Source organism: Bradyrhizobium oligotrophicum, from assembly GCF_051168495.1.
Taxonomy (GTDB): domain Bacteria; phylum Pseudomonadota; class Alphaproteobacteria; order Rhizobiales; family Xanthobacteraceae; genus Bradyrhizobium; species Bradyrhizobium oligotrophicum_A.
On record NZ_JBNPVB010000004.1, the window covers coordinates 130,289 to 155,182 of the forward strand.

A 24,894-nucleotide genomic window follows, 5' to 3' on the forward strand; every position below is an offset into this window, starting at 1 on the left:
CTGACGCAGCCGCGGCCTGCCGGGCAAGCGCGCGCGGTTCGGCTGAAACGCGTCGTAGCCCGTCACGCCGCGATCAGCCCGAACTCCAGCCCGGCCACGAAGTCTTCCGCCATCACCTCGTCGCAGAACTCGCGGGCCTCGTCGCGCGCGGATTCGGTGGCAAAGCGGCGCAGCAGGATCAGGAGCGGCTCGGCCGCGTCGCGATCGGTCGCGCAATGGGTGAGCACGCGCTCCACCATCTTGCGGCGCAGGATCGCCGCACCACTGAGCGTATCGGCAAAGCCGTTCTCGCGGCAGACCTCGAGCGCGATCGCGAACGCATCGAAGGTGGTGTCGGGAATGCCCGCCTTGCGCAAAAGCCCCTGCAGACTGGCGCGGCCGCGGTCGTTGAGCAGCGCGGACACGCGCGCGCGCGGCATGTCGGCGAGTTCCGACAGCGCGATCTCGAACAGTTCGAGATTGCCTGAGAGCAGCGCGCGCAGGATCAGTCCGGCGGTGAGCTGCGACGTCACCCGCAGATGCTGGACGAGGCCACGCAGTTCCTGTCCGCGCGAACGCGCCGCGATGGTGATGGTCGAGCGGTCGCGCGCCTCGACGGTGATGCGCCCGGCCCGGTCGGCGCTGAGCCAGTTCCTGGCGACCACGAACTGCGCCAGAGTCTCGGAGAGCTTGTCGACCAGCGCAGCGCGCGTCGCCGCCGGCAGATCGTCGAGCACCAGCATGGCTTCGCGGATGGCCGCCAGATGGCCGTGCCGCTCGACGATGCGATCCCAGGAGAACGACGCAAGCTCCGCATAGGCGTTCTCGATCAGTTCGAGCGCGGCCGCCGCGCTGCCGACTTCCGCAATCGCAGCGCAGACCGGCGCCGGCAGACCATTCCGCCGGGCGATGGCGCATTGCGTGTCCGAATTGCCGGTCGCGACGATATCGACGAGGTCCGCATCGATCAGCAGCGGCGAATGTTCGAGGATGATGGTGGCGACCGACGGCTGGTCGGTGGCGAGCGCCTGGACGATGGCGGCGGGCGCCTCCTCCGAGCGGGCGAAGACTTCAGCCATGGCCTGCCGCACCAGCGGCGACGGATCGTCCAGGAGCATGAGGAGCGCGCCTTCGGCCGCGCTACGGTCCTCGTCACCGAGATCCGACAGCAACCACGCTCGCGCCAAGGCCCTGGTGGCCTCTGCCCGCTCACCGGCGGGTGCGGTTCTGACCCAACTGAGAAACTGCCGAACGATCATGGTCTTTCCGGCTTACGCAACTTGCAAACGAGACCACGAGGGTCTCAACAGCACCGAAAATAAACCATGACACTTAACAAAGCGTTCACCATAAGTAGCTGGTTTTGTTGATGTTTTATTAAGTCACCACGTCGGCTCATACCATCATACCAGGAAATGCCATATTTCGCCGTAATCCCACGGGCAAAACACGACGACCGCCCCGCCGCGCGAGCCGCGGCAGGGCGTGTCAAAAATAATCTTCGATCAATGGTTCCGGTGACGAAGCGGGCGGACGGAGCCGCGATCTCAGCCTGAGAAGGTCCCGTTGGGGTCGCTGAACAGGTCGAGCCGCCGCTGACCGCTGCCGCTGCCGTTATTATTGCCACCCGCGTCGGCAGACCCGGCACTGGCGACCGACGAGCGGCCCCATAGTTCTCGGACATCAGACGACACCGGCTGGTTCGACTGGCCATCGACCTGGAATAGCGAGCGGAACGTCGGATCGGCCGGCCGGATCGAGGCCGAGGCATCCGCCGTCGTTGCAGCGGCCTGAGTCGAGCGGCGCGCATCCGGGAACATCGACAGGAAGGTCGCGGTGTCGGTGGTCGGCAGCGCGCCGCCACCGGCCGCATTGGCCATATTGGTCGTTGCCCCGCCATAGAGGGCGAGCGCGCCGCGCGTGGCCGAGGAGTTGGCGGCGCCGGCGTAGCGCGTGTTCAGGACCGAATAGACCTGCGAGACGCTGCGGGCCTGGCCGTCGCGATCATAGAAGATCGAGCGATTGGCCGCCGCAGCGCTGGGAAACATGCTGGCGGCCGAGGCGTTCGGCGTCTCCTGGGTGCTGGAGATCAGCTTCGCCGCGCCGCCGACGCCCATGAAATGCGCCATGTAGAGCTCTGCATCGGTCGGCCGCCGGCCGATCGCGCCGGTGAGCTGAAAACTGTTGGTCTGGGTCAGCGCCGCTGCCATGGCCGACGACGCCTTGGGATCGTCGCGCAGCTTCATGATCGCCTGGCGCATGCCGGGATCGCTGACCGTGTAGTCGCCCGACGATGTCCGGGTGATCGCGTCGGCATACTGGCCGTAGCCGAGATCGGCACCGGCCTGCTTCACAGTGCCGAGCCAGGTCTGATCGATGAACTGGTAGAGCCCGCGTGCCGAGGACGTCGACGCGCCGGCGGTCGGATTGAAGTCCGACTCCATCTTGGCCGTCGACAACAGATATTCGAAGCTGGTGCCGACCGTATCGGCAGCCTGCTTGATCGCACCGGCGACTTTCGCCCGGACGCCCTCGAGGATCCCGGTGGGCGAGGAGTTGGATGCGTCGACCGACATGAAAAGACCCGCTGTTTGCAGATTCGCTGGCAGACAAACGCGCCGGAAACATCAGGCAAAATGCGGTCGGCATGGTTAATGGCCGGTTAATTCGCCGGTCGGACAAGGCCAATGGACGACCCGGACATTTCCGGATGCAGTCTTTGACCTACCAGCCTCTGACCTACTTGCGGTAGACCGCGTCGGGGTCGAACAGGCGCTCCGCATTGACGAAGACAAGCCGGGCGGCCCCGCCCTGATCAGCCTGCTCGACCTTGCGATAGAAGCAGGAATGACGGCCGGTGTGACAGGCCGCCCCCGTCTGCTCGACGCGGAGCCACACCGCGTCCTGGTCGCAATCGGTGCGCATCTCGATCACACGCTGGGTCTGACCCGAACTCTCCCCCTTGCGCCACAAGGCGTTGCGCGAGCGGCTGAAATACCAAGCCTCGCCGGTCGCGACGGTCTTGCGCAGCGCCTCGTCGTTCATGTGCGCGACCATCAGCACCTCGCCGCTCACGGCGTCAGTGGTCACGCAGGTCACGAGACCGGCGGAGTCGAATTTGGGCAGGAAGGCAGCGCCCTCCTCGCGTTCAACTGAGGATGAAGACACGAAACGCTCGGCTCGGAATCGGGGGCTCACCGCAGCGGCGAGCGCACCATGGACAGGAAGCGCGACTGCTCCGCCGGATTGTCCCGGAACATGCCGGTGAAGCGGCTGGTGAAGGTCATGGCGCCATGCTTGGCGACGCCACGCACGGACATGCAGGTGTGCTCGGCCTCGATCATCACGGCGACGCCGCGCGGCTTCAGCACCTCGTCGATCGCAGCCGCGATCTGGGCGGTGAGATGCTCCTGAGTCTGCAGCCGGCGGGCGAAGATGTCAGTGAGCCGCGCCAGCTTGGACAGGCCCACGACCCGCTCGACCGGCGTATAGGCGATGTGCGCCTTGCCGTAGAACGGCATCATGTGATGCTCGCATTGTGACGTGAACTCGATGTCGCGAATCAGCACGAAATCGTCATAGCCGGCGGTCTCGCCGAAGGTGCGGTCGAGCACCTCGGCCGGACACTGGTGATAGCCCTGATAGAGTTCGTCATAGGCCTCGACCACCCGCCGCGGCGTATCGATGAGCCCCTCGCGGGTCGGATCCTCGCCGATGTAATTCAACAGGGTGTAGATTGCGGCCTCGGCCTCGGCTCGCGACGGGCGCGGCCGGTCGGCCCGGACGGCGGCGGCGAGGAACTCGGCTGGATCGAGCTCCGCAGGGCGGTCGCCGGCCAGCTTGGTCTCGGACGGCTTGTTATCGGACGGCTTGCCGTCCGGCTTGTTCGCGCGCAGCGTCTTGATCAAAGCGTCCATCTCGTCTCCGTTCGACCGGTCGGCGATCCGACCGGAGTGTCACCGGCAGAGTGTGTCCCCGGCAGAGTGTCACCTGCAGAACTCTCACCTGCAGACTTGGCGATTGTGGCGCCGGACGCCTGTGGATGTGGCTGGAATTCCTGCCAATCGTTTCCATATAGTCGCAATATAGGGCGATGAAACCCGGCCGCCAAGGCCGACCCGCCGGTAATCCCGGGACGTCAGGCACATGCTGAACGACATCTACAATAAGCGAATCATCGAGCTCGCCGGCAACATTCCCCGCCTCGGACGACTTGACCACCCGGACGCGACCGCGACCGCCCATTCCAAGCTGTGCGGTTCGACGGTGAAGGTCGACCTCAAGATGGACGGCCCCAGGGTGACCGATTTCGCCCATGACGTGAAGGCCTGCGCCCTCGGCCAGGCCTCCTCCTCGATCATGGCCCGCCACGTCGTCGGCTCGACCGCCGCCGAACTGCGCGACCTGCGCGACACCGTCCGCCGGATGCTCAAGGAAAATGGCGCGCCGCCGGAGGGCAAATGGGCCGATATCGCCCTGCTCGAGCCGGTCCGGGACTACAAGGCCCGCCATGCCTCGACGATGCTGACCTTCGACGCGGTGGTCGATGCCATCGGCCAGATCGAGGCGAAGTCGGAGAAGGAGGCTGCCGCGGTGGCCCAGGGCTGAGATGGCCGGCCGGACCGACGCCGATCGACGTGGGCAGGTGCCATATCGCCCACGGCGGCCGCGCCCACAGTCCAACATCAGCCTCAGCCGAAGCCCGAGGGGCTTCGGCGAAAGATAGCTGCCCGAATTACGCTATTGCGGCGGAGTCGCAGCAACCGTGGCCGGCGGCGGCAGGGCTTCAGCCGTGCGCGAGAGCGGCTTTTCGAACGACACCGAGAAGCGGTCCTGCTGCTTGGGCTGGACCGGCTTCGGCGCGAGTTCGGCGACCGGTGCCGTCCCCTTCGGCGGCAGCACGTCGGCGAGCAGCTCGGTGGTGACGACGTTGGTGAGCCGCAACTCCGTGCGTGACAGCTCGTGCAGATCTTCCCACGGCGGCACGTTGAGGGCGAGCGAGAGCAGATCGCCGGCGCCGCCCATGTCGAAAGTGTATTTGGCCAGACGCCCGATGTCGCGCTCGACGATCATCAGGTCCTGCGCCGAATAGCTCGCGGCCTTAGCGTCGTCGGCGCGGTCGCCCATCCAGATCTGGTGGACACGGACATGCGCGGTGTCCGGCACGTAGCGCGTGGTGCCGGCCAGCAGCAGGAACACGCACATCGACTCGCAATAGGCCTCCGGCACGATCTTCGGCCGCTCGTTGGCCCGGCTCGGGCGCTGAGTCTGGCCAACCGTGGTGCGCATCTTCAAGGCGCGGAACCGGCGGCCCAGGCTGATGGCATCGTTGACCGAGCCGCCGCTGGAGTCGAGCACGAGGGTGGTAGCGGTGAGGTCGCGATCCCGGGCGAACTCCTCGAAATCCTTCGGGCTGTCGCCGGTGACGATGCCGACTGCGCTCACCCAGCCACAGTTCGGTTCGCACGCCACCCAACTGAACCGCATCGGGAGCTTGCGCTCTTCGAGCGCGGCGCCGGCGCGCGCCGAGTTTGACGTGATGGTGACCGTGCATCCGAGCACCGCACCCAGCGCTGCAACACCGAGAAGCATCCAGCGCAACCTACGCGACCGCAGCAATCTCACCCGCAATCCTTCCCCCTCGTAAGGCTCGGTTCGCAGTTCCTCGTCTTCCCCACCGGCTAGACCTGACAAGCTGGCCTCAAATCCGTTATTAGTCTGTCACATCCTTGCCTGGAAACGTATCCGGGCAATTCCTGAGCGTCCAGGTGCGGCGCACTGCGGCGCCGCTGAAAACCTGTCATTGTTGCATCACATCACCACACGAGCGCGAGAGCACGGGTTCCTTGCCGAGGAACCGGTCAAAGCTCGCACATCGGTTCGGCACGGCGCCCATGAAGCACTCATGTCCTGACCCAACCTGCCGTTCTGCGCACAGCCGGTCGGGGCTGCTGTCGCGAATCCCCCGCCGCGCGGCCCGGGCGCTGATCTGGCTGTATCGCCACACATTATCGCCACTGGTCGGCTACAATTGCCGGCACCTGCCGACCTGCTCGGTCTATGCCGATGAAGCGATCGCGCGCCACGGACTCTGGGCCGGCGGCTGGATGACGTTGGCGCGGCTGTTGCGCTGCCAACCGTGGGGCACCTCGGGCATCGACAATGTCCCGACTCAAATCCCACCGATAGCCCGCTGGTACCTGCCATGGCGCTATGCACGCTGGCGCGGCGTCAATGGTCCGGGCTGACGGCAGGCGGCATCTCGGACGACAACACCAAACCCGCATGTCGCGTGCGCCGAGGCTCAGCGACGCAGATCAAAGCGCCCGCGGGGACAGCGTCGATCGACGAACTCATGCACTGCAACATTTGATTTGAAGCAAATCGGACTAGCAAAGTCCCGCGCTAGGATTAGTCTCATCCATCGCGGCGGCGATGGGTCTGCAAGGAACATCTCCGCGCGGTCTTGCATTGATGTTGAAACATCCTTTCGGGAGGTCCAACAGATGCGCTGGACGATCCACCCGAGGTCGCGCCGATCGCGGACCGGCATAGATCATGATCGAGAGCGCGGCCATGATCATCATGATGTACGGCAGGTGGACCTGCTCTGCATCATCGCTCTGCTGATCATCATCGTCGGCGCGTGGCGCTACCTCGCCGACAGCACCACCCTGCCCCCGACGACGACGTCCTACATCGTTCCGAGCCAGTCCGTGCACTGGTGACGACCGACCATCTGTTACCAGCGCGGCCAGAAGAAAAAGTCATCCCGCCGGGGCGGCTCAGGATAGCCAGGAATCGAATCCGGTGGACGCGGCGCACGGCGCACACGCGGAGGCTGATAGTTCGTTTCTGCCGGTGCCGTTGCTTCGGCTGAAATCGTCGCATCGGCGGAGGGCGACCTCACCGAGAGCAGGACGTTCGATTCCCGCGTTCGCCAGCGGTAGCCAATGCCAAAATCGAGCGGCTGGGCGCGCTCGAACAGTCTGGCGTAGCTGTTCTGATACATGCCCGGAAACTTGTCGATCGGCCCGGCGTAGCGGCCGAACGGGAAGAACTGCCAGGCTCTGGAGTCGTAGCTGGCCAGTGGAATGCCCGAATCGTCCTGGATGATGGACGTACTGTTCTTCAACAGCCAGCTGCGAACCTGGGAGAAGCCGCTGAGATGCAGCAGATATGATGCGCTCTTCAGCAGGCTGTTGCCCGGTGCGAGAGGCTCGCAGAATTTGAGGAAGCCGCTGGCCTTCACGCCGGAATCGGACAGATCCGTGGAAAAGTAGTAGAGCGTCTTCTCGACGCCGTCGGAGCCGGCAAAAACGATGCGGGCGCCCTTGGTCGCGTTGCGGGTCGGCACCTCGTTCGCGGCACGCAGCGCACCACTCTCATCCAGCCAGACCAGGCTCGCGCTGCGGATGGTCTTGCCGGTGCGCGCCAGGAACACGTACAGGATCGGAAGCGTGCCTTCGATCTCGCCATCGCGCAGGTCGACCTTCATGTTCTTGGTGATGAAGAACGAGAAGCTCAAGACCGACTGCAGCGAACGTTCGACATAGGACAGCGCGGGACCGACGCTGCCCCGCGGCAAGCTGGTAAGGTCGGGAATGGGCCCGACAGGCTCCAGCGCGGCCAGCACGTAGGTCGTGGCTTTCGGAGCGAAGGCGTCCGCGTAGAGGAAGTCCGGCCCTGAAAAGAAATAGAACATCGCAGGCCGCGGCGCCGCGAGATTGGCATCCGTCCAAATCCGGATCTTCGACAATTGCCGCTGATCGAGCTGACTGAAGGCGTTGTCGAAGAAGGCCGCGTGCCGCCGCCAGGCCGGATCCTGCGTCAGCGCCGCGAGCGGCGAGCCGGCAGACGGCGCCATTCCCGCGAGCACGCGGGCCGTGTCATCGGGCGTGACGGTTTGAGCCCGAACGTCACAGCCGGTCGCCATCAACAGGACGGCAACGGCAAACCACAGTCTCGACACCAACAGCATTTCAATCCGGACCCGACAAGGCTGTTGCGGCGGTCCGGCGCGACCGCGCGTGAGCGAACCAATAGATCAGCAACCCCGACATCATCGCCACGGCGCCGAGCCCGGCCTGCCAGGGCCGCGCCGTGACCAGGTAGTACATCATGAACCCGGTCACGCTGAGGAAGATCAATGGCGTGACCGGATAGCCCCACGCCCGATACGGCCGCTCGAGCTCGGGGCGGGTGATGCGCAGTCTGACGAGGCCGAGCACGGCGAGGAACGAGCAGCACAACAGCGAGAACTGTACGACGTCGAGCACCGCCTCGAAACTCTCAGTGAACAGCATCAAGGTTGCCACCGTGAGCTGGAACAGGATCGCGTAGGCGGGCGCCCCGTTGCGCGCGCGACGTGCGAACACCGCCAGCGCCGGAATGTCCTCCCCCATCGTCATCAGCACGCGCGGACCGATCCACATCATCGCCGCGATCGACGGGATCAGTCCGATGCAGATCATGGCAGCGACGAAGCGTCCGCCGGTCTCGCCGAAGATGTGCGCGCCGGCGATGCTGGCGACCTGCAGCTGGCCGGCGAGTTCGCTCACCGGTGCCGACAGCAGGAACACCGCGTTCAGCGCCACATAGAGAACGAGCACGATCAGCGTGCCCGCGAGCAGCGCCCGCGGCAGGGTGCGCTCCGGCGCATGCAGTTCGCCGATGATGTAGGTCGCGGCATTCCAGCCTGAAAAGGCGTACATCACGAACACCAGACTGGTTGCGAACGCGGCGCTGGTGACGTAGCCGATGTCGGACGCGGCCGGCAGGAACCTCACGGGTTGCGGCGCCGAGATCGTCGCGCCGGCAATCAGGAAGGCTGCGATCAAGCCGAGCTTGAGCACGGTCGACAACAGCTGGAAACGGCTCGATTGCCGGATGCCGCCGAGCTGGATCAGCGAGACCAGCCAGACCGCACCCAACGCCAGCATGAGCGGCGGGACGCCCGGCAGGACGGCGCGGCCGTATTCGCCGAACGCCATTGCCGCCAGCGCCACCGGCGCCGCGAAGCCGACCGTGGCGGAGACCCAGCCGGCCATGAAGCCGATCGCCGGGTGGAACGCGCGGTTGAGGAAATTGTACTCGCCGCTCGAGCGTGGAAACATCGCGCCGAGCTCGGCATAGGACAGCGCACCGCACACCGAGACGAGACCGCCAACGACCCATAGTGCCAGAATGGCGAATCCGGACTGCAGATCCTTGACCTGAAAACCGAGGCTCGTGAACACGCCGACCCCGATCATGTCGGCGATCACGATCGCGGTCGCGACCGGCCATGACACGGACGCGATCGCGGCGCGGCCGGACCTTCCCGACCAGCTGTTAGCGTCCGCCTCGGATGCGGCCATGTCGTTGCGGGACGCGTGACGCCCCTTCCCTTCGCTTCAGGCTCATGTTCCAGCCGAACCATTCAATCATAGTTAACGCGCGCTAAATATGGCCATGGCAAGAGGTAACATGAAACCTATTTCGGACGATTTGCCGCCTGCGCCGTTGCGTGGGAGCGCCGCGGGTCTCACAATCACGACACGATCGCGTGGTGTGTCCCCTTCTGCGCCTGAACTGGCGGGGCACGATCCTTAACGCGACCTCAACGCCAGTGGCGCAGATTGAATGAAACCGAATGCTGGGGGTGGGCCTCTCGTTGCGGCCCTGGCTCGTCTTGGGACGCATGATCGGGACCGGTCCGAGATCGTCGAGATGTCACCGCCCGCGCCGTTTGGGGCGGCTGCGCGTGTGCGCGCGTCGGCCCGCCCTTAGCCTTCGCGCGGTTTATGGCGTGGCTGCAGCCGTGCTCTCGCTGTCGCTTGGACAATGCGGCCAGGCGCCCAATCCGGCCGCGCTGGCCGCCAATTCGGCACCCGCGCAAGATCTCACCTTCGACGAACGTTTTCCGGCGCCGGAGTTCGGCGACCGCTTCCCTTCGGCCCGCGAGAGCTTCCAGCTTCACACCCCCGCCGACTTCGCACCGAAGCCGCCCGCCTCTCGGGTCGCATCGCTCGCGCCGCAAGGACCGACGGCACGCGAGGACGTCACGACGCTCGTCAGCATGAATTCGTCGGCGTTTCCCTATTTCGGCAACAATCCGGCGTCCGATGCGCCGTTCCTCAATGTCAGCAGCGGCGAGCGCCGAGGCCATCGCAGCTTCTCGGGCCGGGTCTACTGGCAGGACCAGACCTACAACGACAGCCGCGTGCTGGTGCACGTTCCCGAACATTTCGACGCGCGCAAGCCGGGCGTGATCGTGGTGTTCTTCCACGGCAACGGCGCCACGCTCGAGCGCGACGTGCGCGACCGGCAGATGGTGCCGCAGCAGATCACCGCTTCCGGCGTCAACGCCGTGCTGCTCGCACCGCAGATGGCGGTCGATGCCGCCGATTCCTCCGCAGGGAAATTCTGGCAGCCGGGCGGCTTCAAGCGCTTCATGGACGAGGCCGCGACCAGTCTCGCCCGCCTGGCCGGCGATCCCGCCAGCGCCAACAGCTTTGCGACCATGCCGATCGTGATCGTCGGCTACAGCGGCGGTTTCCTCCCCACCGCATGGAGCCTCGAGGTCGGCGGCATCAGCGAGCGCGTGCGCGGCGTCGTGCTGCTCGATGCGGTCTACGGCCAGCTCGACAAGTTCGCCAATTGGATCGAGCGCAACCGCTCGGGCTTTTTCATCAGCTCCTACACCCGCAACACGGCGCGCCACGATCAGGAGCTGATGTCGATGCTGCGCAACCGCGGCATCGAGATGTCCCAGGATATCGACCGGCCGCTGCGTCCCGGCAGCGTCGTCTTCGTGGAAACCGACGAGGGCATCACCCATCGAGATTACGTGACGCAGGCCTGGACCCACCACCCGATCAGGGACGTGCTGACGAAGATGGCGGCGGCCCAGCCGCCGGTCCGGATCGCGGCCGGCGCCCAGGAACTCTCAGGCAGCACATCTAGCCGCTGACCAGCCGGTGCAGCGGCTGACGAGACGTCTCAGCTCTTCGGCAGTTTCGGCATGTTTTCGACGAAGCCGTTGAAGCAGGCCAGCCGCTCGTCCTGTTCCTTGGTGAACTTGCAGTCGGCCACCGCCTTGGCCTTCACCGCCTTCGGCTTGGCCGCGGGGGGAATCACGGCGTCGTAGCAGTCCAGCCGCTCCTTGGTTCCATCCTCGATCTCCAGGCAGGCCTGGAGCTTCACCGCCATCGATTGCGGCTTGGCCGGCGTCGCGGCTGCGGTCTTCATCCCCTTCGGCTTGACCTGCACCAGCGGGCGGTCTCCGACCATCGGCGCGCTGCTCTGGGCCAGCGCAGAGGTGCAATACAGCGCCGCGGCAAGGCTCAACATCGTCTTTTTCATGCCATGTCTCTTTCATCCAACCGTGGGCGCGGGAGATCGACCCCGTCCGAGACCGCGCGCCCGACATGGCGCCATCTCCGCCCTACAGCTCCCACCACAGCGGCTTTAATCCGGTCCGGCGGGTTTTGCCAAGCGCCTGTTCGCGGTGGACCTCAGGCCAGAACCGCGGCCGGCACCCGGGGACGGCTCGCCAGGATCGCGAGCAGCGCCAGCAGGACGAACCCCAGTGCGACGGGTCCGGTGGCGCCGAGGACATCGCGCGCGAACAGGCTGCCGCCGACTGCGGACCCGATGGCCTGGCCGATATAGAGCACGGAAGTGTTGAGCGACACCGAGGCCGAGGCCAGCGGCGGCGCTGCCGCGACCAGCCGAACCTGCTGCATCGAGTTGGTGGACGCAAATCCCAGCCCCCAGATCGCCGCCGCGACTGCCATCAGCGCGTAGACCCCTGCGCCGATTGTCCACACCGCGATTCCTGCGAACATCAGGCAGGTGAACAGCAGCGACGTCCGATACGGTCCCCAGCCGTCGACGATGCGGGTGGCAATGACGACGCCGAGGAAGCCGCAGGCGCCGCAGATCGCAAACACCAGTCCGACCTGGGTCGGATCGGCGCCGGTCAGCTTGGTCAGCAGCGGCCCCATGAAGGTGAAGATCACGAACTGCCCCGACATCTGCAGCGTCGTGATCAACAGCAGCAGCATGACCATGCGGTTGCGGCCGAGCGCAATCCAGGTCGAGAGCTCGACCGGCGCGCCCTTCAGACCCGACGGCAGGCGCCATGTCAGCAACGCGAAGCTGAGAGCTCCCGCCGCGCCGACGGCGACATAGGCCGTGCGCCAGCCCGAATGACTGCCGATGAAGGTGATCAGCGGCAGGCCGACGGCGGCGGCCAGCGACCAGCCGAGGAACACGTAGGCAATGGTGCTGCCGCGCTTCTCCGCGGGGCTGATCAGGGCGGCCGTTCCCGCCGCCTGCGGCGTGTACAGCGCGCCGACGGCGAGCATCAGCAGCCGGATCGCCAGCAGGCTCGCATAGTCCGGCGCGAAGGCGGAGGCGAGATTGCCGAGCGTGAGCACCAGCAGCGTCGCGCCCAGCAGGTGGCGGCGGTCGAAGCGGCTGGTGAGCCAGGCGGTCAGCGGCGAGCAGATGCAGAGCACCACCGCGCCGAAGGTGATCAGGAGCCCCGCGGTGTGAACGCCGGTGCCGAGGCCCGACGCGAGCTCGGGCAACATTCCGGCGGGCGCGAGCACCGAGCAGCCGGTGACGAGGTTGCCGAGCATCAGCGCGGTCGGTGCGAAGCGAGGTGGGGCGAGACTGGATGTCATGCCGCCTCATTAGCAGACATTTTCATGCATCTGCATGAAAATGTCTCATGCCGCGCATGACATTTCCGTTCCGGTCAGCATCAGCGCGCCGGCTGCGCCGACGCCTGTGGCGAAGGAAACCGAGCCCACGGAATCGGCGCGCCGGACGGATGGACCCCGGCTCTCGGCGGCGGACAGCTGTCCGTCAGCTTCTTCAGCGCGTTCTGCAGGCCCTCGCTACCGACCGAAAACGTCGACACGCCGGGGCGTACGGCATTCAGCGGCGCTTCGCTCAGATCGGCGCCCGGCGCCGACGCCAGCGCCCGCATCTGGCTTGCATTCAAGAACACGCCCCACGTTTCGCGATCGCTCGTCCGACGCGGCGGCGAGAGGAAGTTGAGCTTGATGTCCCCGCTCGCGATCGACAGCGCACCGGCGCCCGCTGCAGCGTTGCGCTCGACGTCCAGCTCGAACCGGTCCTGATCGAAGCAGACGAGTTGAAGGCGTGTGGTGCGGAACGAGGCTTCGCCGTCCTTGCGCGTCAGGATGGTCTTGTAGGCGATGCCGCGACTGGCGGCCTCGAACATCCAGGGACTCTCGACGCGTTCGCGGCGGTCGAGCCCGAAGCGCGCGATCTCCTCCCGCGTCAGCACGCGCATGCCCTCGAACGGGACCGACCGCGCCACCGTCAGCAGACCCGGATCGGCGCCCAGCCTGGTGATGTAGTCCAGCACCATCTTGTCGGAGCGCGCCATGGCCTGCTGCAACGCCTTCGCGCGCACCTCGGGAGCCGGCACGCCTCCGGTGAAGTTCAGGATGACGCGCGGCGAATGCACCGCGAGCGTCGCATCGGGCGCGATGTCGCGCGTGGCTGCACCGAGAATGACGTAAGGACAAGCGGAGTTGCACATCGCCCCACGGGTCCAGACCTCGCCATGCAGCTCGCGGCCGGATTGCTTCAGCCTGGTGCAGACCTCGCCTTCCTGAGGCTCGAAGCCGCACTCCTGGATGGTCGTGCGTCCGACCCGGGCCGAGGCCTTCTTCTCGCGCAGCCAATTGCCGATCGCGAGCCCCTGTTCGAGATTGCCGCCCGGCGAATTGAAGTAGATCGGCAGCTTGCGGTCGCCGATCTGCTTCATGAATTTGCGCAGCCGCGCCGCGGCCCCGCCATCGATCTTGCCTTCGGCCGCAATCCAGCTGTCGCAGCCCGGCCCGCAGGCGTCGGCCGGTCCCTTGACGAGGGCGAACGAAATCGGCGCGAAATTGTCCGCAAGCCGCGGTGATTTGGCGGGACGTTTCGACGGCTTGAGATCGGCCTCGGGCTTGACCGGAGCCGCTGGCGTGGCCCGTGCCGCAGGCTGTTGCAGGGCTGGCTTCTGCTGCACGGACGCTTTGGCCGACGCCGCCGGCTTGCCCGTCGGAGGCACCGCCGAACGCGAGGGCGCGCTCGTCAGCATGAGCAAGAGCAGCGCGGCCGCAATCTGGATGCCGCCACGCTGAAGAGAAAGAGAAAGCGGCGTCTTCGCAAAAGACACCATCGCCACACGTCCCCACGCCCCGAATACTTGAAGTTGTATCATACCGGCCTTCTGCAGCAATGTCCGCAGCGCAACAGGCTCGCCCAATCGGCTGGTTTTCCCTTCCCTCTCCCAGTTGCAGCCTGCAAATCCCCTGCTATACCCCTTGCTCCCGCTTACCTGCGCTCGTTCGCAGGAGTGAGCTCAAGGAGAGACACATGCCAGATTCCAAATCGCCTGATCCCAAATCCGAACATGCCAAGCCCGGCTTCCAGTACAGCCTCAGCAATTTGAAGCCCGCCGCCCCGGTCGAGAAGGTCACGGTCAGCTTCCCTGACGGCGCGAAGCGCGAATATCCGAGGGGAACCACCGGCCTCGACATCGCCAGGGGCATTTCGCCCTCGCTCGCCAAGCGCACGGTCGCGATGGCGCTGAACGGCGATCTCACCGACCTCAACGACCCGATCAACGAGGACGCCAGGCTCGAGCTCGTCGACCGCGACGATCCGCGCGCGCTTGAGCTGATCCGGCACGATTGCGCGCATGTGCTGGCCGAGGCCGTGCAGGCGCTGTGGCCGGGCACCCAGGTCACGATCGGCCCGGTGATCGAGAACGGCTTCTATTACGACTTCTTCCGCAACGAGCCGTTCACCCCCGAAGACTTCGCCGCGATCGAGAAAAAGATGCGCGAGATCATCGGCCGCGACAAGCCCTTCACCAAGGAGGTGTGGGACCGCGAGAAGACCAAGCAGGTGTTCCGCGACAAGGGCGAGGCGTTCAAGGTCGAGCTGGTCGACGCCATTCCGGGCGAGGAGCCGATCAAGATCTACTACCAGGGCGACTGGTTCGACCTCTGCCGTGGTCCGCACATGACCTCGACGGGCAAGATCGGGAACGCCTTCAAGCTGATGAAGGTGGCGGGCGCCTATTGGCGCGGCGATTCCAACAATCCGATGCTGACCCGCATCTACGGCACCGCCTTCGCCAGGCAGGAGCAGCTCGACGCCTATCTGAAGCAGATCGAGGAGGCCGAGAAGCGCGACCACCGCAAGCTCGGCCGCGAGCTCGACCTGTTTCATTTCCAGGAGGAAGGCCCTGGTGTCGTGTTCTGGCACGCCAAGGGCTGGAGCATCTTCCAGGCGCTGATCGCCTACATGCGCCGGCGTCTTGCGGGTGACTATGACGAGGTCAACGCGCCGCAGATCCTCGACAAGTCGCTGTGGGAGACCTCCGGCCATTGGGGCTGGTACCGCGAGAACATGTTCGCGGCGCAGTCGGCCGGCGAGGAGGCCGAAGACAAGCGCTGGTTTGCATTGAAGCCGATGAACTGCCCGGGTCACGTGCAGATCTTCAAGCATGGCCTGAAGAGCTACCGCGACCTGCCGCTGCGGCTCGCCGAATTCGGCGTCGTGCACCGCTACGAGGCCTCCGGCGCCATGCACGGATTGATGCGCGTGCGCGGCTTCACCCAGGACGACGCGCATGTGTTCTGCACCGAGGACCAGCTCGCCGACGAGTGCCTGAAGATCAACGACCTGATCCTGTCGACCTACTCGGATTTCGGCTTCGAGGGCGAGTTGACGGTGAAGCTCTCGACCCGGCCGGACAAGCGCGTCGGCACCGACGAGATGTGGGATCACGCCGAGCGCGTGATGGCCACCGTGCTGAACGAGATCAAGGCGCAGAGCAACCACATCCGCACCGAGATCAATCCGGGCGAAGGTGCGTTCTACGGGCCGAAGTTCGAATATGTGCTGCGCGACGCCATCGGCCGCGACTGGCAGTGCGGCACCACGCAGGTCGACTTCAACCTGCCGGAGCGGTTCGGCGCGTTCTACATCGACGCCGACGGCGCCAAGAAGGCGCCGGTCATGGTCCATCGCGCCATCTGCGGCTCGATGGAGCGCTTCATCGGCATCCTGATCGAGCACTATGCCGGCAGCTTCCCGCTGTGGCTGGCGCCGACGCAGGTCGTCGTCACCACCATCACCTCCGAAGGCGACGAATACGCCAAGCAGGTGCTTGCGGCGGTGCGGCGGGCGGGCTTGCGGGCCGAGATCGATCTGCGCAACGAGAAGATCAACTACAAGGTCCGCGAGCACTCGCTGCAGAAGATCCCGGCGCTGCTCGTCGTCGGCAAGAAGGAGGCCGAGACGCATTCGGTCTCCGTCCGAAGGCTTGGCCGCGACGGCCAGACGGTGATGCCGACCGCGGAGGCGATTGCCGCCCTCGTCGACGAGGCGACGCCGCCGGACGTACGGCGCCGTCAGCGCCAGGCGGCCTGAGCTGCCCCGATTCGGGAGTTGCATGAGCGCAGCGACATGCGGGAAAAGTTTCCCCGTGGGTCGCTTGCGCTCACCCGGCTACACGCGCTGCCAGGCTGATAGGCTGACCGCTGCATCCGTCGCACGCCTTTCCGCGTCCGCCGCCTGCAGCGCGACCTCGGCGCATTCGGCCATGTACAAGAACATCGTCGCGAGCATGCGCTCGACGGCCTCGCGTCCTCTCGGCTGGATGGTGATGGCGTCGTTGCCGCGGGCGAGCAGCCCCTGCTCCTGAGCGTCGCGCAGCAAGGTCAGCACGTGCTTGCGCGACACCGAGAAGCGCGTCGCCAGCCCGTTGATGGAGAGCGGCACGGGGCCATCGGGCGGGAACGGCCGGTCCGGCTCGCCGCCCTGGGCCAAACTGAACAGGATCACCATGCCGGCGGTGCGCTCGGCAAACGGCCCGAGCTCCGGCGCGCCGTCGAGCACACGCACGCCCGCAATGAAGCGGCGGCCGAGCTCGAGCACGAAGCTCTTGACGAAAGCGGGGTCGTTCAGCGCGGCCCGATAGGCCACGGCTGCGGGGATCACGGAGGTCATGGCGTCGAACTGCACGCCCCAGCGCTCGCGATGCAGGGCGATCAGTCGGTCGGTCGGCACCAGCGGCCGCCGCCTCCGGTCCAGGTTGGAGGCGGACGCCACCATGCCGGCCGCACGCATCAAGGCCAGCATGGCCTCGCATCGCCCGCCGCTGCACAGGTCGAGCCGCGCGCACATCTCCTTCATCGCGCCGACGGTGAGCCCAAGCTCGCCGTCGCGCTCCCCGACAAAATGCAGGTACAGCGCGACGTGCGGAAACAGCGCTCGCGCCCGGTCGCTCAGCAGCGCATTCAGGATGCGGTCGCCGCGATAGAGCCTGACCGCGGCGGCGGTCGAGGCCCGCATCGCCTGGGCGAAGCCTACGTGGCCGCGCAGGCGGATGACGGCGTCGGGTGAAGGTGTCAGCGCTGTCATCGGCACGTCGGTCCCTGCACGTCGAGCACCCCCGGTGGATCTCTCAGCACTATGTTTTTACCGATCTGCCAAAGGTTCGACAGTTTGCAGCGATTATCGCCGTTCGGACAGATGGCCGCAGCCGTCGCGCCATCCGCCCGTCGCAATGCGGGAAGCGAGGGGCTGGGACCCGCAACGGCTGCAGCATCAGGGCGGTAGAACCGATCAAAACGCCGTGCCATGGCCTCGTTGCAGGCGGGCCCGCATGCTATCTGTCGCGAGAACAATGAACGAGATCCAACGACGTGCCCGACGCGATTGAACTGCTGAAGACCCGCCGCTCCGTGAAGCCGCGTGAGATGAGCGGCCCTGGTCCCTCGCCAGCCGAGCTCGACACCATCCTGACCATCGGCGCCCGCGTGCCCGATCACGGCAAGCTCGCACCCTGGCGCTTCATCGTCTTCGAGGACGACGGCCGGCGCCGCGCCGGCGAGGTCATCGCCGCTGTGTTCGCCAGGAAGAACCCGCAGGCCACGGCCGCCGAGCTGGAGATCGAGAAGAACCGCCTCATGGAGGCGCCGCTGGTGATCGGGCTGGTCAGCTTCACCAGGCCGCATCCCAAGGTCCCGGCCTACGAGCAGGAGCTGTCCGCCGGTGCCAGCGCGATGAACATCCTGACCGCAGCGACGGCGCTCGGCTATGGCGGCTGCTGGCTGTCGGGCTGGTTCATGTTCGACCGCGACGTGCTCGACGGCCTCGGGCTGAAGCCGGAGGAGAAGCTCGCCGGGCTCATTCATATCGGCAGGCCGACAAGGCCGAACGAGGACCGCCCGCGCCCGGCGCTCGCGGACATCGTGACGAGGTTCTGAGGGCGATAATCTCCGCCGTCGTCCCTGCGAAAGCAGGGACCCATAACCACCGGCGGCAGTGGCGGCAGACGCTCGGGCGACACCACGCTTCACCACATCTGCCTGGGGTTATGGGTCCCGGATCGGCGCGCGCGTGCCGCGCGCTTGTCCGGGACGACAGTGGTGGGTATTGCGGACATCACGAAAATCACTGCCCCATCGTCACGCCGCCTTCGACGATCGCACGCCGAACCGCGCCAACAGACCCGCGATCTCCGACGCCGGCTGGGCGGCGCTGAACAGGAAGCCCTGGACCTGGTTGCAGCCTTCGGCGCGCAGCCATTCGAGCTGGTCTGACGTCTCGACGCCCTCCGCTGTGGTGATGATGTTGAGGCTGCGGCCGAGGCCGGAAATGGCGCGGACGATGGCGAGACAGTCGGCACGGTGCGCCAGGTCCTTGACGAAGGAGCGGTCGATCTTGATCTTGTCGAACGGGAAGCTTCTGAGATAGCTCAGGCTGGAATAGCCGGTGCCGAAATCATCCATCGAGATGCGGATGCCGAGCGCGCGCAGCTGATGCAGCGTCGCCAGATTGGCCTCGGTCTCGGCGAGCAGGATCGACTCGGTGATCTCCAATTCGAGCCGCTCCGGCGCCAGTCCGGACTGCGCCAGCGCATGCATCACCACCTGCACCAGGTTGCGGCTGCGAAACTGCACCGCAGACAGGTTCACAGCGACCTTGATCCCCTCGGGCCATCGCGCCGCCTCGTGGCAGGCCTCGCGCAGCACCCATTCGCCGAGCGGCACGATCAGGCCGATGTCCTCGGCGACGGGGATGAAGTCGGCCGGCGAGATCATGCCCTTGTCGGGATGGCGCCAGCGCAGCAGGCATTCGAAACCGGCGATGGTGTTGGTGGCGACGTCGACCAACGGCTGGTAGTGCAGCTCGAACTCCCCTTGCGCGAAGGCGCGGCGCAGATCATGCTCCATGTCACGGCGCTTCTGCGCCTTGAGGTCCATCTCCTTCTCGAAGAAGCGGTGCACGCGGCCGCCGTCCTGCTTGGCGCGGTACAGCGCCATGTCGGCATTCTTCATCAGCTCCTCACAGCTCGCGCCGTCGCGCGGCGACAGTGCGATGCCGATCGAGGCGCCGATGACGAGTTCGTTGCCGTCGATGTCATAGGGGGCACCGAGCGCCGCGATCAGGCGGCCCGCGCACTCGCTCGCATCTTCGGCTGTGGTCTGACAGATGATCACCGCGAACTCGTCGCCACCGAGCCGCGCGGCGAGATGGCCCCCTCGCATCTGCTGCTCGAGGCGGTCCGCTACCGCCTGCAGCAGCCGGTCGCCGATCGGATGTCCGAAGGAGTCGTTGACGTTCTTGAACAGATCGAGGTCGATGCACATCACCGCGATGCGCTTCGCTGCCGAAACCGCGACATCGAGCTCCTGCGTCAGCCGCTGCTGGAAGAACACGCGGTTCGGTAGGCCGGTCAGGCCGTCATGATGCGCCATATAGGCGATGCGCGCCTCGGCGCGGCGGCGCTCGGTGATGTCGACGATCGCCACCAGCACGCCGTCGCGGCCGTCGAAGGCGATCTCGCGTCCATAGGTCAGCACCTCGATCTCGCTGCCGTCAGCCTTGCGATGGCGCCAGTCGCGGTGGAACAGATCGCCGTCGGAAAGCTTGAGCAGCGCGTCGTCGAGCGTCTCCCATTCGCCCGGCGGCCAGAGATTCCACGCGCTCATGCGCAGCAGGTCGGCGCGGCCGTAGCCATAGTGCCGGACCATGGCATCGTTGACGTTGAGGATCTGCGCCGTCCTGCGGTCGAGGATGCACATCGGCATCGGATTGGCATCGAACAACAGCCGGAACGACGCCTCGCGGCGCTTGAGCGCGGTGACGTCGGCAATGGTCAGCGAGACGATGTCGCCGAAGGCATGGGCGCCGAGCCGGAGGTTGCGATCATGGCTGTCGAGCTCGAACTGATCGCTCGCGCCCGAGGTCACGACGCCGATCAGCCGCGCCATCACCTCCGGCGCGCCCAGCATGTCGCCGCCCTGCATCAGCCGAAGCCATTGCAGCGTCAGAGGCGGCAGCCTGAGCAGCTCGGCCGCCGCCCGGTTGTGGTGGACCACCTGGAAATCGCAAGGCTGGCCCGCGCCGTCGCGGATGGTCGCGAGCGAGACGACGCCGTCATCCGTCGTCGAGAAGATCGCATCGAGCAGATTGTATTGCGCGGCACGCTCGTTGACGTAGGTGCCGACCAGCGTACTGCCCCAGCGCGAGCTGGTCGGCAGAGCCAGCACGTCGTAGGTGCGGACCATGCCGTCGCGCACGCAATGAGCCGTCGCCAAATGCGGCTGCCTGCCCGACAGGGCCGCGTTGGCGGCCTCGGTGAGCACGGTCGCGCAATCCGGCGAGACGGACTCGACCGCGATGTCCCAGCGTTCGTCCTGCAGCCATTGCTGGACGTAGCGTCCGCTGCGCGAAATCTCCAGCACGCCATGCTCGTTCCTGAGCACCGCGACGTGATCCGCCAACCGGCCGAGACTGCCGAGCATCACGTCTTCGTAGCGCGGCAGGCTTTGGCCCGGCTTGAGCGCCGCCTGCCATTTGCGCCTGAGCACCGGGATGTCGTCGAAGAGATCGTTGCTGACCTTTTCGGACGTCGTCTTGGCGGCACTCATCGCATTCCTCACGCATTCACGGCGACCCGCCCGCGGGCGGTTCTCGCTTACCAATGCGTTGCTTGCGTCTAATGAGTTGTAAAGGGCCGGAATGATCGGAGGGCCTTGATGGAATATGACAGTTTAAAGTCGTCTCATGGTTAGTGCGCGTTAGCGACTATGACGGCACGTCACCTCGTTCGACGATGCCGCTCGCCGGATCGTGATGGGCGGCGTCGTTCCGCGGCCACGAGCATGATGTCGCGCTCCCGCGGCGGAGATCCGCCCGGGTGATGCCTGATACGAACCCTCGACAAACGTGAGGGCGCAGGGAAGGCCGGACCTCGACTGAGGCCCGTGGCCCGCCTGCTCAAAAAAATGCAGGCGGCAGGTACCACAGGTCAGCCGGAAACCCGGCCCTCCCTGCGCAATGGTTGAACGGCTGCTTCGCGTTCTCCCTGGTGCACCGGGCTTTCTGGCCACCATATCGCGACAATGCGCTTGCGCGCATTGCGCGGGACATCAGCGTCGGGATGTCAGGACCGCGCGACTTGACCGTGCGCAGCGAATTGTTCGTCGGCACGAGAGACCCCGCGCTGCAATCCACCACGCCCACCGCTCCCCGCCCCGCGTGCCGTGACGACCGCGATACGCCCCTCATCTCGGGACGGGATGCGCGGAAAGATCGGCCCGATTTGCCCGACGAGGCTGGGCAAGAATTCCGGGCTTTTCCGTTGAGCTGCGTGTACGATTTGTCACATCATGAATCGAACTTTCAAGAGCGGCGAGAGCCGCGAGCAGGCCAGCCTTCTTCCGCCACGGATCGAGGACTATGTCGGGGACGACAACCCGGTCCGGGCGATCGAGAGCTTCGTCAAGGCGCTTGATCTGGCGAGTTTGGGCTTCAGGCACGCCAAGCGCGGTGTTGGTGCCGGGCAGCCGCCCTATGATCCGTCGGATTTGTTGAAGCTCTACCTCTACGGCTACATCAACGGGATCAGGTCGTCGCGCCGGCTGGAGCAGGAGGCTGGCCGCAATCTCGAGCTGATCTGGCTGTTGAAGAGCCTCAAGCCCGGCTACCGAACGATTGCCAAATTCCGCAAGGAGAACTGGCAAGCGCTGAAGGCGACCAACCGTAGCTTCGTGCTGCTGCTGCGCGAACTCGGCCTGGTGGGCGGGACCCTGGTTGCGGTCGATGGCGCCCTGTTCCACGGCAACGCCGCCAAGGACAGCATCTTCACGCGCGGCAAGCTCGCCAAACAGATCGCCAAGCTGGATCAGGAGATCGAGGCCTACGGGAAGGCTTGCGAGGAGAACGATGCCGCGGAAGCCAAGCAGCGCCCCGAGGGATCGGGGGGCGGCCCCAAGGGCGGCGGCGATGTCGGCGACAAGATGAAGGAGCTGATGGCCCGGCGGGCGCGCGCGCAGGCCGATCTTGAGGCGATCGAGAGCGGTGACAAGGGGCAGGTGTCGACGACTGATTCCGATGCGCGGCTATTGAGCAAGGGCGACCAGACCATCGCCGGCTACAACGTCCAGAGCGTCGTCGACGACAAGCACAAGCTGATCGTCGCCAGCGAAGTCGTCAACCGCAGCGATGCTGGGCATCTCCACATGATGGCACAGGCGGCCAAGGAGATCCTCGAAGTCGACACCCTGCAGATCCTGGCCGATACCGGCTATTACAGCAGCGCAGACATCAAAGCCTGCGAGGATGACGGCATCACGGCCTATGTGCCGCTGAACGACACCAACGGCAAGGTCGAGAAGGAGGGTCGCTTCCCCCGCAAGGATTTCCGCTATGATGCCGCGACCGATACCTACCGGTGTCCGGCCGGCCAATCGCTGCATCCGACGAAGAAGCCATGGACTAACGTCAGTGGCCGGATCGAATACCGCTATTTCGGCTCAACCAAGATCTGCGGCAGTTGTCCATTGAAGGCATCCTGCCTCTCCCCAAAGGCAACGTCCCGCAGCGTCAGCCGCTGGGAGCACGAGGATGTTCTCGACCGTCATCGCGAGAGAATGGCAGGCGAAGCCGCCGCTGACCTGATGCGTCGTCGCTCCGCCATTGTCGAGCACCCCTTCGGGACACTGAAGTCTCGCGCCGGCTATCAGCACTTCCTGGTTCGCGGCTTCGACAAGGTCCGCGGGGAATGGAGCCTGATGGCGCTCTGCTACAACTTCACGCGCCTGCTCAACATTCTAGGCCTCGACCGGTTCTTGGTCTGCCTCGCAGACAAGCTGCGCATGACTCACGACCGATGCTTCGTCGCCCTTGCGGCCGCTCTGCACGCGATTCAGCTCGTCTCCCCGCGATTTCAGGCTAGATTCTCGCTATCGCTCGTGATCACGCCGGTGCGGGCGGTCCCAGACCCATAATCAGGATTCTTGCCCAGCCTCGACGGCGCAAGGACTAATAACTGCGACACAGTAACCCGACGGGCAAACATGACACGAGTCATGTCGCGTGCACCGCCACCTCGACAATTACCGCTGTCGTCCCGGCCTTGAGCCGGGACCCATAACCACCGGCCTCGATGATGCGGGCAGCTGGCAGCGACGTCCCACGAGAGCATCCGCGGTATGGGTCCCCGCGTTCGCGGGGACGACACTGTTGATCAGGTACGTTCCCGCCGAAAACTTCGCTCTTGCATCACTCCTCCTCCAGACGGATGTCGGCGTCGCTGAGTGCCTGAATGATCCGCTCGATGTCCTCGGGTTCGATTGTGTTGCCCGGGCAAAGCGCGTTCAGTTCGTCGAACGTGATCCGGCCCTTGCGCTCGCCGACCTCGACGGCTTGGCGGATGATGTCGGATATCTGCATGCGGCTCCCCCGGAGATTGGCTCTCATAGATAGCGGGGAGAGTCGGTGTCGCGTGCGCGCGGCTCAGCGCGCCAGCACCTCGACTTCGCCGTCGACGCCGTTGACGACGTTGAAGGAGCGCTCGAACACCTTGCCTTCATACTTGGCGATGGCGCGGTAGTCGCCTTCGGACAGCACGACCTTCGGGAACGCGCCGACCGATTCCTTGATGACGTCGCCGCCGGGGTTGATGACCGACCAGGCGGTGTTGGCGAGCGCCTCGCCGCCCTTGTCGGAGACGAGCTTCAAGGTGATGACCGCGGCACGGTGGGTGACGGTGACGTCGGTGAGCTTGCTGGCCTGGACGCGGATGTCCGAGCGAACGACGGCGTTGGCGTCGCCATAGTTCGAGACGATGTAGTAGGTCCCTTCGGGCAACATCAGCACGTCGCCGGCGGCGACGTTGGGAACGATCGGCGCGCGCTCGCGGCCATCGAACTGGCTGCCCTTGTAGATCGCGAACGAGATCTGGTTCTGCGGGATCTTGCTGGCGCCGACCCGGCCCTCGAGGCGCAAGCCCCCGGCCGGCAGCACGAAGGCCTCGCGATCGGTTTCCGACTTGAGGTTCACCGACTTCACCGCACTGACGAGACCGAGCGCGACGTGGACGACGTAATTGCCGGGCGGCAGCACGATGTTCGGCGTGGCACCGCGATCCTCGCGGAGCATCTTGAAGGTGCCGGTCTCGTCCGGCCGGTCGGCGAAGACGCGCCAGACCAGGCCGCCATTGATGTTCGGCAGATCCTTGCCGTAGCGCGCCGAGAGCGACAGCACGCCCTGATTGGGCGCTGCCGCCGGCGGCGCCGCGATCGGCGGGATTGCGGCGGGAGCGCCCGGCGGTATCGCGGCGACCGGCGGTCCCGGCACGGCCTGCGGGGCCGGCGGCGGAACCGGGGCGGCGCCGGGGCCGGACGGTGGAGCCAGGCTGACGGCGGCGCCGGGATCGGGCACCGAAGCCGGCGGAACCGGAGGCGGCCGGTCGCCGAACAGCTGCGCCGCGGCGGGCGCAACGGTCAGCCCGGCGAGCAGGCACGACAAGGCGGGCACAAGCCAAAGCCGCCCGCTGCGCCGGAACCTGGTGAACCCGCGACCTGTCGTCATGGT

Annotated in this window: 21 protein-coding genes; 7 read left to right on the forward strand and 14 right to left on the reverse strand. The window is 65.9% G+C overall.

Features of this window, described 5'->3' with window-relative positions:
- Positions 1 to 62: 62 nt before the first annotated feature.
- The 4 genes from ACQR1B_RS09925 to folE form a co-directional block, all read right to left on the reverse strand.
- A complete protein-coding gene (locus ACQR1B_RS09925) occupies positions 63 to 1,238 on the reverse strand; it encodes a DUF2336 domain-containing protein (RefSeq protein WP_434831111.1) in 1,176 nt (391 codons plus the stop codon).
- A 288-nt stretch (positions 1,239 to 1,526) separates the two neighbouring features.
- Positions 1,527 to 2,555 carry a transglycosylase SLT domain-containing protein gene (locus tag ACQR1B_RS09930; protein WP_434831110.1) on the reverse strand — a complete coding sequence of 343 codons (1,029 nt, stop codon included), beginning with the start codon at positions 2,553 to 2,555 and terminating at the stop codon, positions 1,527 to 1,529.
- Between the two features lie 163 nt (positions 2,556 to 2,718).
- A complete protein-coding gene (hisI, locus tag ACQR1B_RS09935; protein ID WP_434831109.1) occupies positions 2,719 to 3,147 on the reverse strand; it encodes a phosphoribosyl-AMP cyclohydrolase in 429 nt (142 codons plus the stop codon).
- A 26-nt stretch (positions 3,148 to 3,173) separates the two neighbouring features.
- A complete protein-coding gene (gene folE, locus ACQR1B_RS09940; RefSeq protein ID WP_434831108.1) occupies positions 3,174 to 3,896 on the reverse strand; it encodes a GTP cyclohydrolase I FolE in 723 nt (240 codons plus the stop codon).
- Positions 3,897 to 4,125: 229 nt separating this feature from the next.
- On the opposite strand from folE, the gene ACQR1B_RS09945 reads away from it, so the two are divergent.
- The gene (locus ACQR1B_RS09945; protein ID WP_434831107.1) at positions 4,126 to 4,587 is read left to right on the forward strand and encodes an iron-sulfur cluster assembly scaffold protein; all 462 of its coding nucleotides are present in this window, start codon (positions 4,126 to 4,128) and stop codon (positions 4,585 to 4,587) included.
- 132 nt (positions 4,588 to 4,719) lie between these two features.
- Here the strand turns inward: ACQR1B_RS09945 and ACQR1B_RS09950 are convergent, their stop codons facing one another.
- A complete protein-coding gene (locus tag ACQR1B_RS09950; protein WP_434831106.1) occupies positions 4,720 to 5,610 on the reverse strand; it encodes a hypothetical protein in 891 nt (296 codons plus the stop codon).
- 263 nt (positions 5,611 to 5,873) lie between these two features.
- On the opposite strand from ACQR1B_RS09950, the gene yidD reads away from it, so the two are divergent.
- Complete coding sequence (gene yidD / locus ACQR1B_RS09955; RefSeq protein WP_434831105.1) at positions 5,874 to 6,227, forward strand: membrane protein insertion efficiency factor YidD; 354 nt, start codon at positions 5,874 to 5,876, stop codon at positions 6,225 to 6,227.
- A 258-nt stretch (positions 6,228 to 6,485) separates the two neighbouring features.
- Positions 6,486 to 6,707 carry a hypothetical protein gene (locus tag ACQR1B_RS09960; protein WP_434831104.1) on the forward strand — a complete coding sequence of 74 codons (222 nt, stop codon included), beginning with the start codon at positions 6,486 to 6,488 and terminating at the stop codon, positions 6,705 to 6,707.
- A gap of 14 nt (positions 6,708 to 6,721) precedes the next feature.
- Here ACQR1B_RS09960 and ACQR1B_RS09965 read toward each other — a convergent pair whose 3' ends face one another.
- Positions 6,722 to 7,960 carry a hypothetical protein gene (locus ACQR1B_RS09965; RefSeq protein ID WP_434831103.1) on the reverse strand — a complete coding sequence of 413 codons (1,239 nt, stop codon included), beginning with the start codon at positions 7,958 to 7,960 and terminating at the stop codon, positions 6,722 to 6,724.
- A 1-nt stretch (position 7,961) separates the two neighbouring features.
- The gene (locus ACQR1B_RS09970) at positions 7,962 to 9,338 is read right to left on the reverse strand and encodes an APC family permease (RefSeq protein ID WP_434831102.1); all 1,377 of its coding nucleotides are present in this window, start codon (positions 9,336 to 9,338) and stop codon (positions 7,962 to 7,964) included.
- 431 nt (positions 9,339 to 9,769) lie between these two features.
- On the opposite strand from ACQR1B_RS09970, the gene ACQR1B_RS09975 reads away from it, so the two are divergent.
- On the forward strand, positions 9,770 to 10,933 hold the full coding sequence (locus ACQR1B_RS09975; RefSeq protein ID WP_434831101.1) for an alpha/beta hydrolase: 1,164 nt from the start codon (positions 9,770 to 9,772) through the stop codon (positions 10,931 to 10,933).
- A gap of 29 nt (positions 10,934 to 10,962) precedes the next feature.
- On the opposite strand, the gene ACQR1B_RS09980 is transcribed toward ACQR1B_RS09975, so the two are convergent.
- From ACQR1B_RS09980 to ACQR1B_RS09990, 3 genes are all read right to left on the reverse strand, one after another.
- Positions 10,963 to 11,325, reverse strand: coding sequence for a hypothetical protein (locus ACQR1B_RS09980; RefSeq protein WP_434831100.1), 363 nt, complete (start codon positions 11,323 to 11,325; stop codon positions 10,963 to 10,965).
- Positions 11,326 to 11,477: 152 nt separating this feature from the next.
- Positions 11,478 to 12,653, reverse strand: coding sequence for an MFS transporter (locus ACQR1B_RS09985; RefSeq protein WP_434831099.1), 1,176 nt, complete (start codon positions 12,651 to 12,653; stop codon positions 11,478 to 11,480).
- Between the two features lie 80 nt (positions 12,654 to 12,733).
- A complete protein-coding gene (locus ACQR1B_RS09990; protein WP_434831212.1) occupies positions 12,734 to 14,089 on the reverse strand; it encodes a hypothetical protein in 1,356 nt (451 codons plus the stop codon).
- A 278-nt stretch (positions 14,090 to 14,367) separates the two neighbouring features.
- Between ACQR1B_RS09990 and thrS the strand changes: the two genes are divergently transcribed.
- Entirely contained in the window at positions 14,368 to 16,434 is a 2,067-nt protein-coding gene (gene thrS / locus ACQR1B_RS09995; RefSeq protein ID WP_434831098.1) for a threonine--tRNA ligase, read from the forward strand.
- Positions 16,435 to 16,512: 78 nt separating this feature from the next.
- On the opposite strand, the gene ACQR1B_RS10000 is transcribed toward thrS, so the two are convergent.
- On the reverse strand, positions 16,513 to 17,427 hold the full coding sequence (locus tag ACQR1B_RS10000; RefSeq protein WP_434831097.1) for a hypothetical protein: 915 nt from the start codon (positions 17,425 to 17,427) through the stop codon (positions 16,513 to 16,515).
- A gap of 284 nt (positions 17,428 to 17,711) precedes the next feature.
- Between ACQR1B_RS10000 and ACQR1B_RS10005 the strand changes: the two genes are divergently transcribed.
- The gene (locus ACQR1B_RS10005; RefSeq protein WP_434831096.1) at positions 17,712 to 18,275 is read left to right on the forward strand and encodes a nitroreductase family protein; all 564 of its coding nucleotides are present in this window, start codon (positions 17,712 to 17,714) and stop codon (positions 18,273 to 18,275) included.
- Positions 18,276 to 18,476: 201 nt separating this feature from the next.
- Here the strand turns inward: ACQR1B_RS10005 and ACQR1B_RS10010 are convergent, their stop codons facing one another.
- Positions 18,477 to 20,945 carry a putative bifunctional diguanylate cyclase/phosphodiesterase gene (locus ACQR1B_RS10010; RefSeq protein WP_434831095.1) on the reverse strand — a complete coding sequence of 823 codons (2,469 nt, stop codon included), beginning with the start codon at positions 20,943 to 20,945 and terminating at the stop codon, positions 18,477 to 18,479.
- A gap of 741 nt (positions 20,946 to 21,686) precedes the next feature.
- Between ACQR1B_RS10010 and ACQR1B_RS10015 the strand changes: the two genes are divergently transcribed.
- Entirely contained in the window at positions 21,687 to 23,306 is a 1,620-nt protein-coding gene (locus ACQR1B_RS10015; protein ID WP_434831094.1) for an IS1182 family transposase, read from the forward strand.
- A 274-nt stretch (positions 23,307 to 23,580) separates the two neighbouring features.
- Here the strand turns inward: ACQR1B_RS10015 and ACQR1B_RS10020 are convergent, their stop codons facing one another.
- Entirely contained in the window at positions 23,581 to 23,751 is a 171-nt protein-coding gene (locus ACQR1B_RS10020) for an RNA polymerase sigma factor region1.1 domain-containing protein (RefSeq protein ID WP_434831093.1), read from the reverse strand.
- 63 nt (positions 23,752 to 23,814) lie between these two features.
- Positions 23,815 to 24,891, reverse strand: a complete 1,077-nt coding sequence (locus tag ACQR1B_RS10025; RefSeq protein ID WP_434831092.1) for a hypothetical protein — start codon at positions 24,889 to 24,891, stop codon at positions 23,815 to 23,817.
- Positions 24,892 to 24,894: the final 3 nt, after the last annotated feature.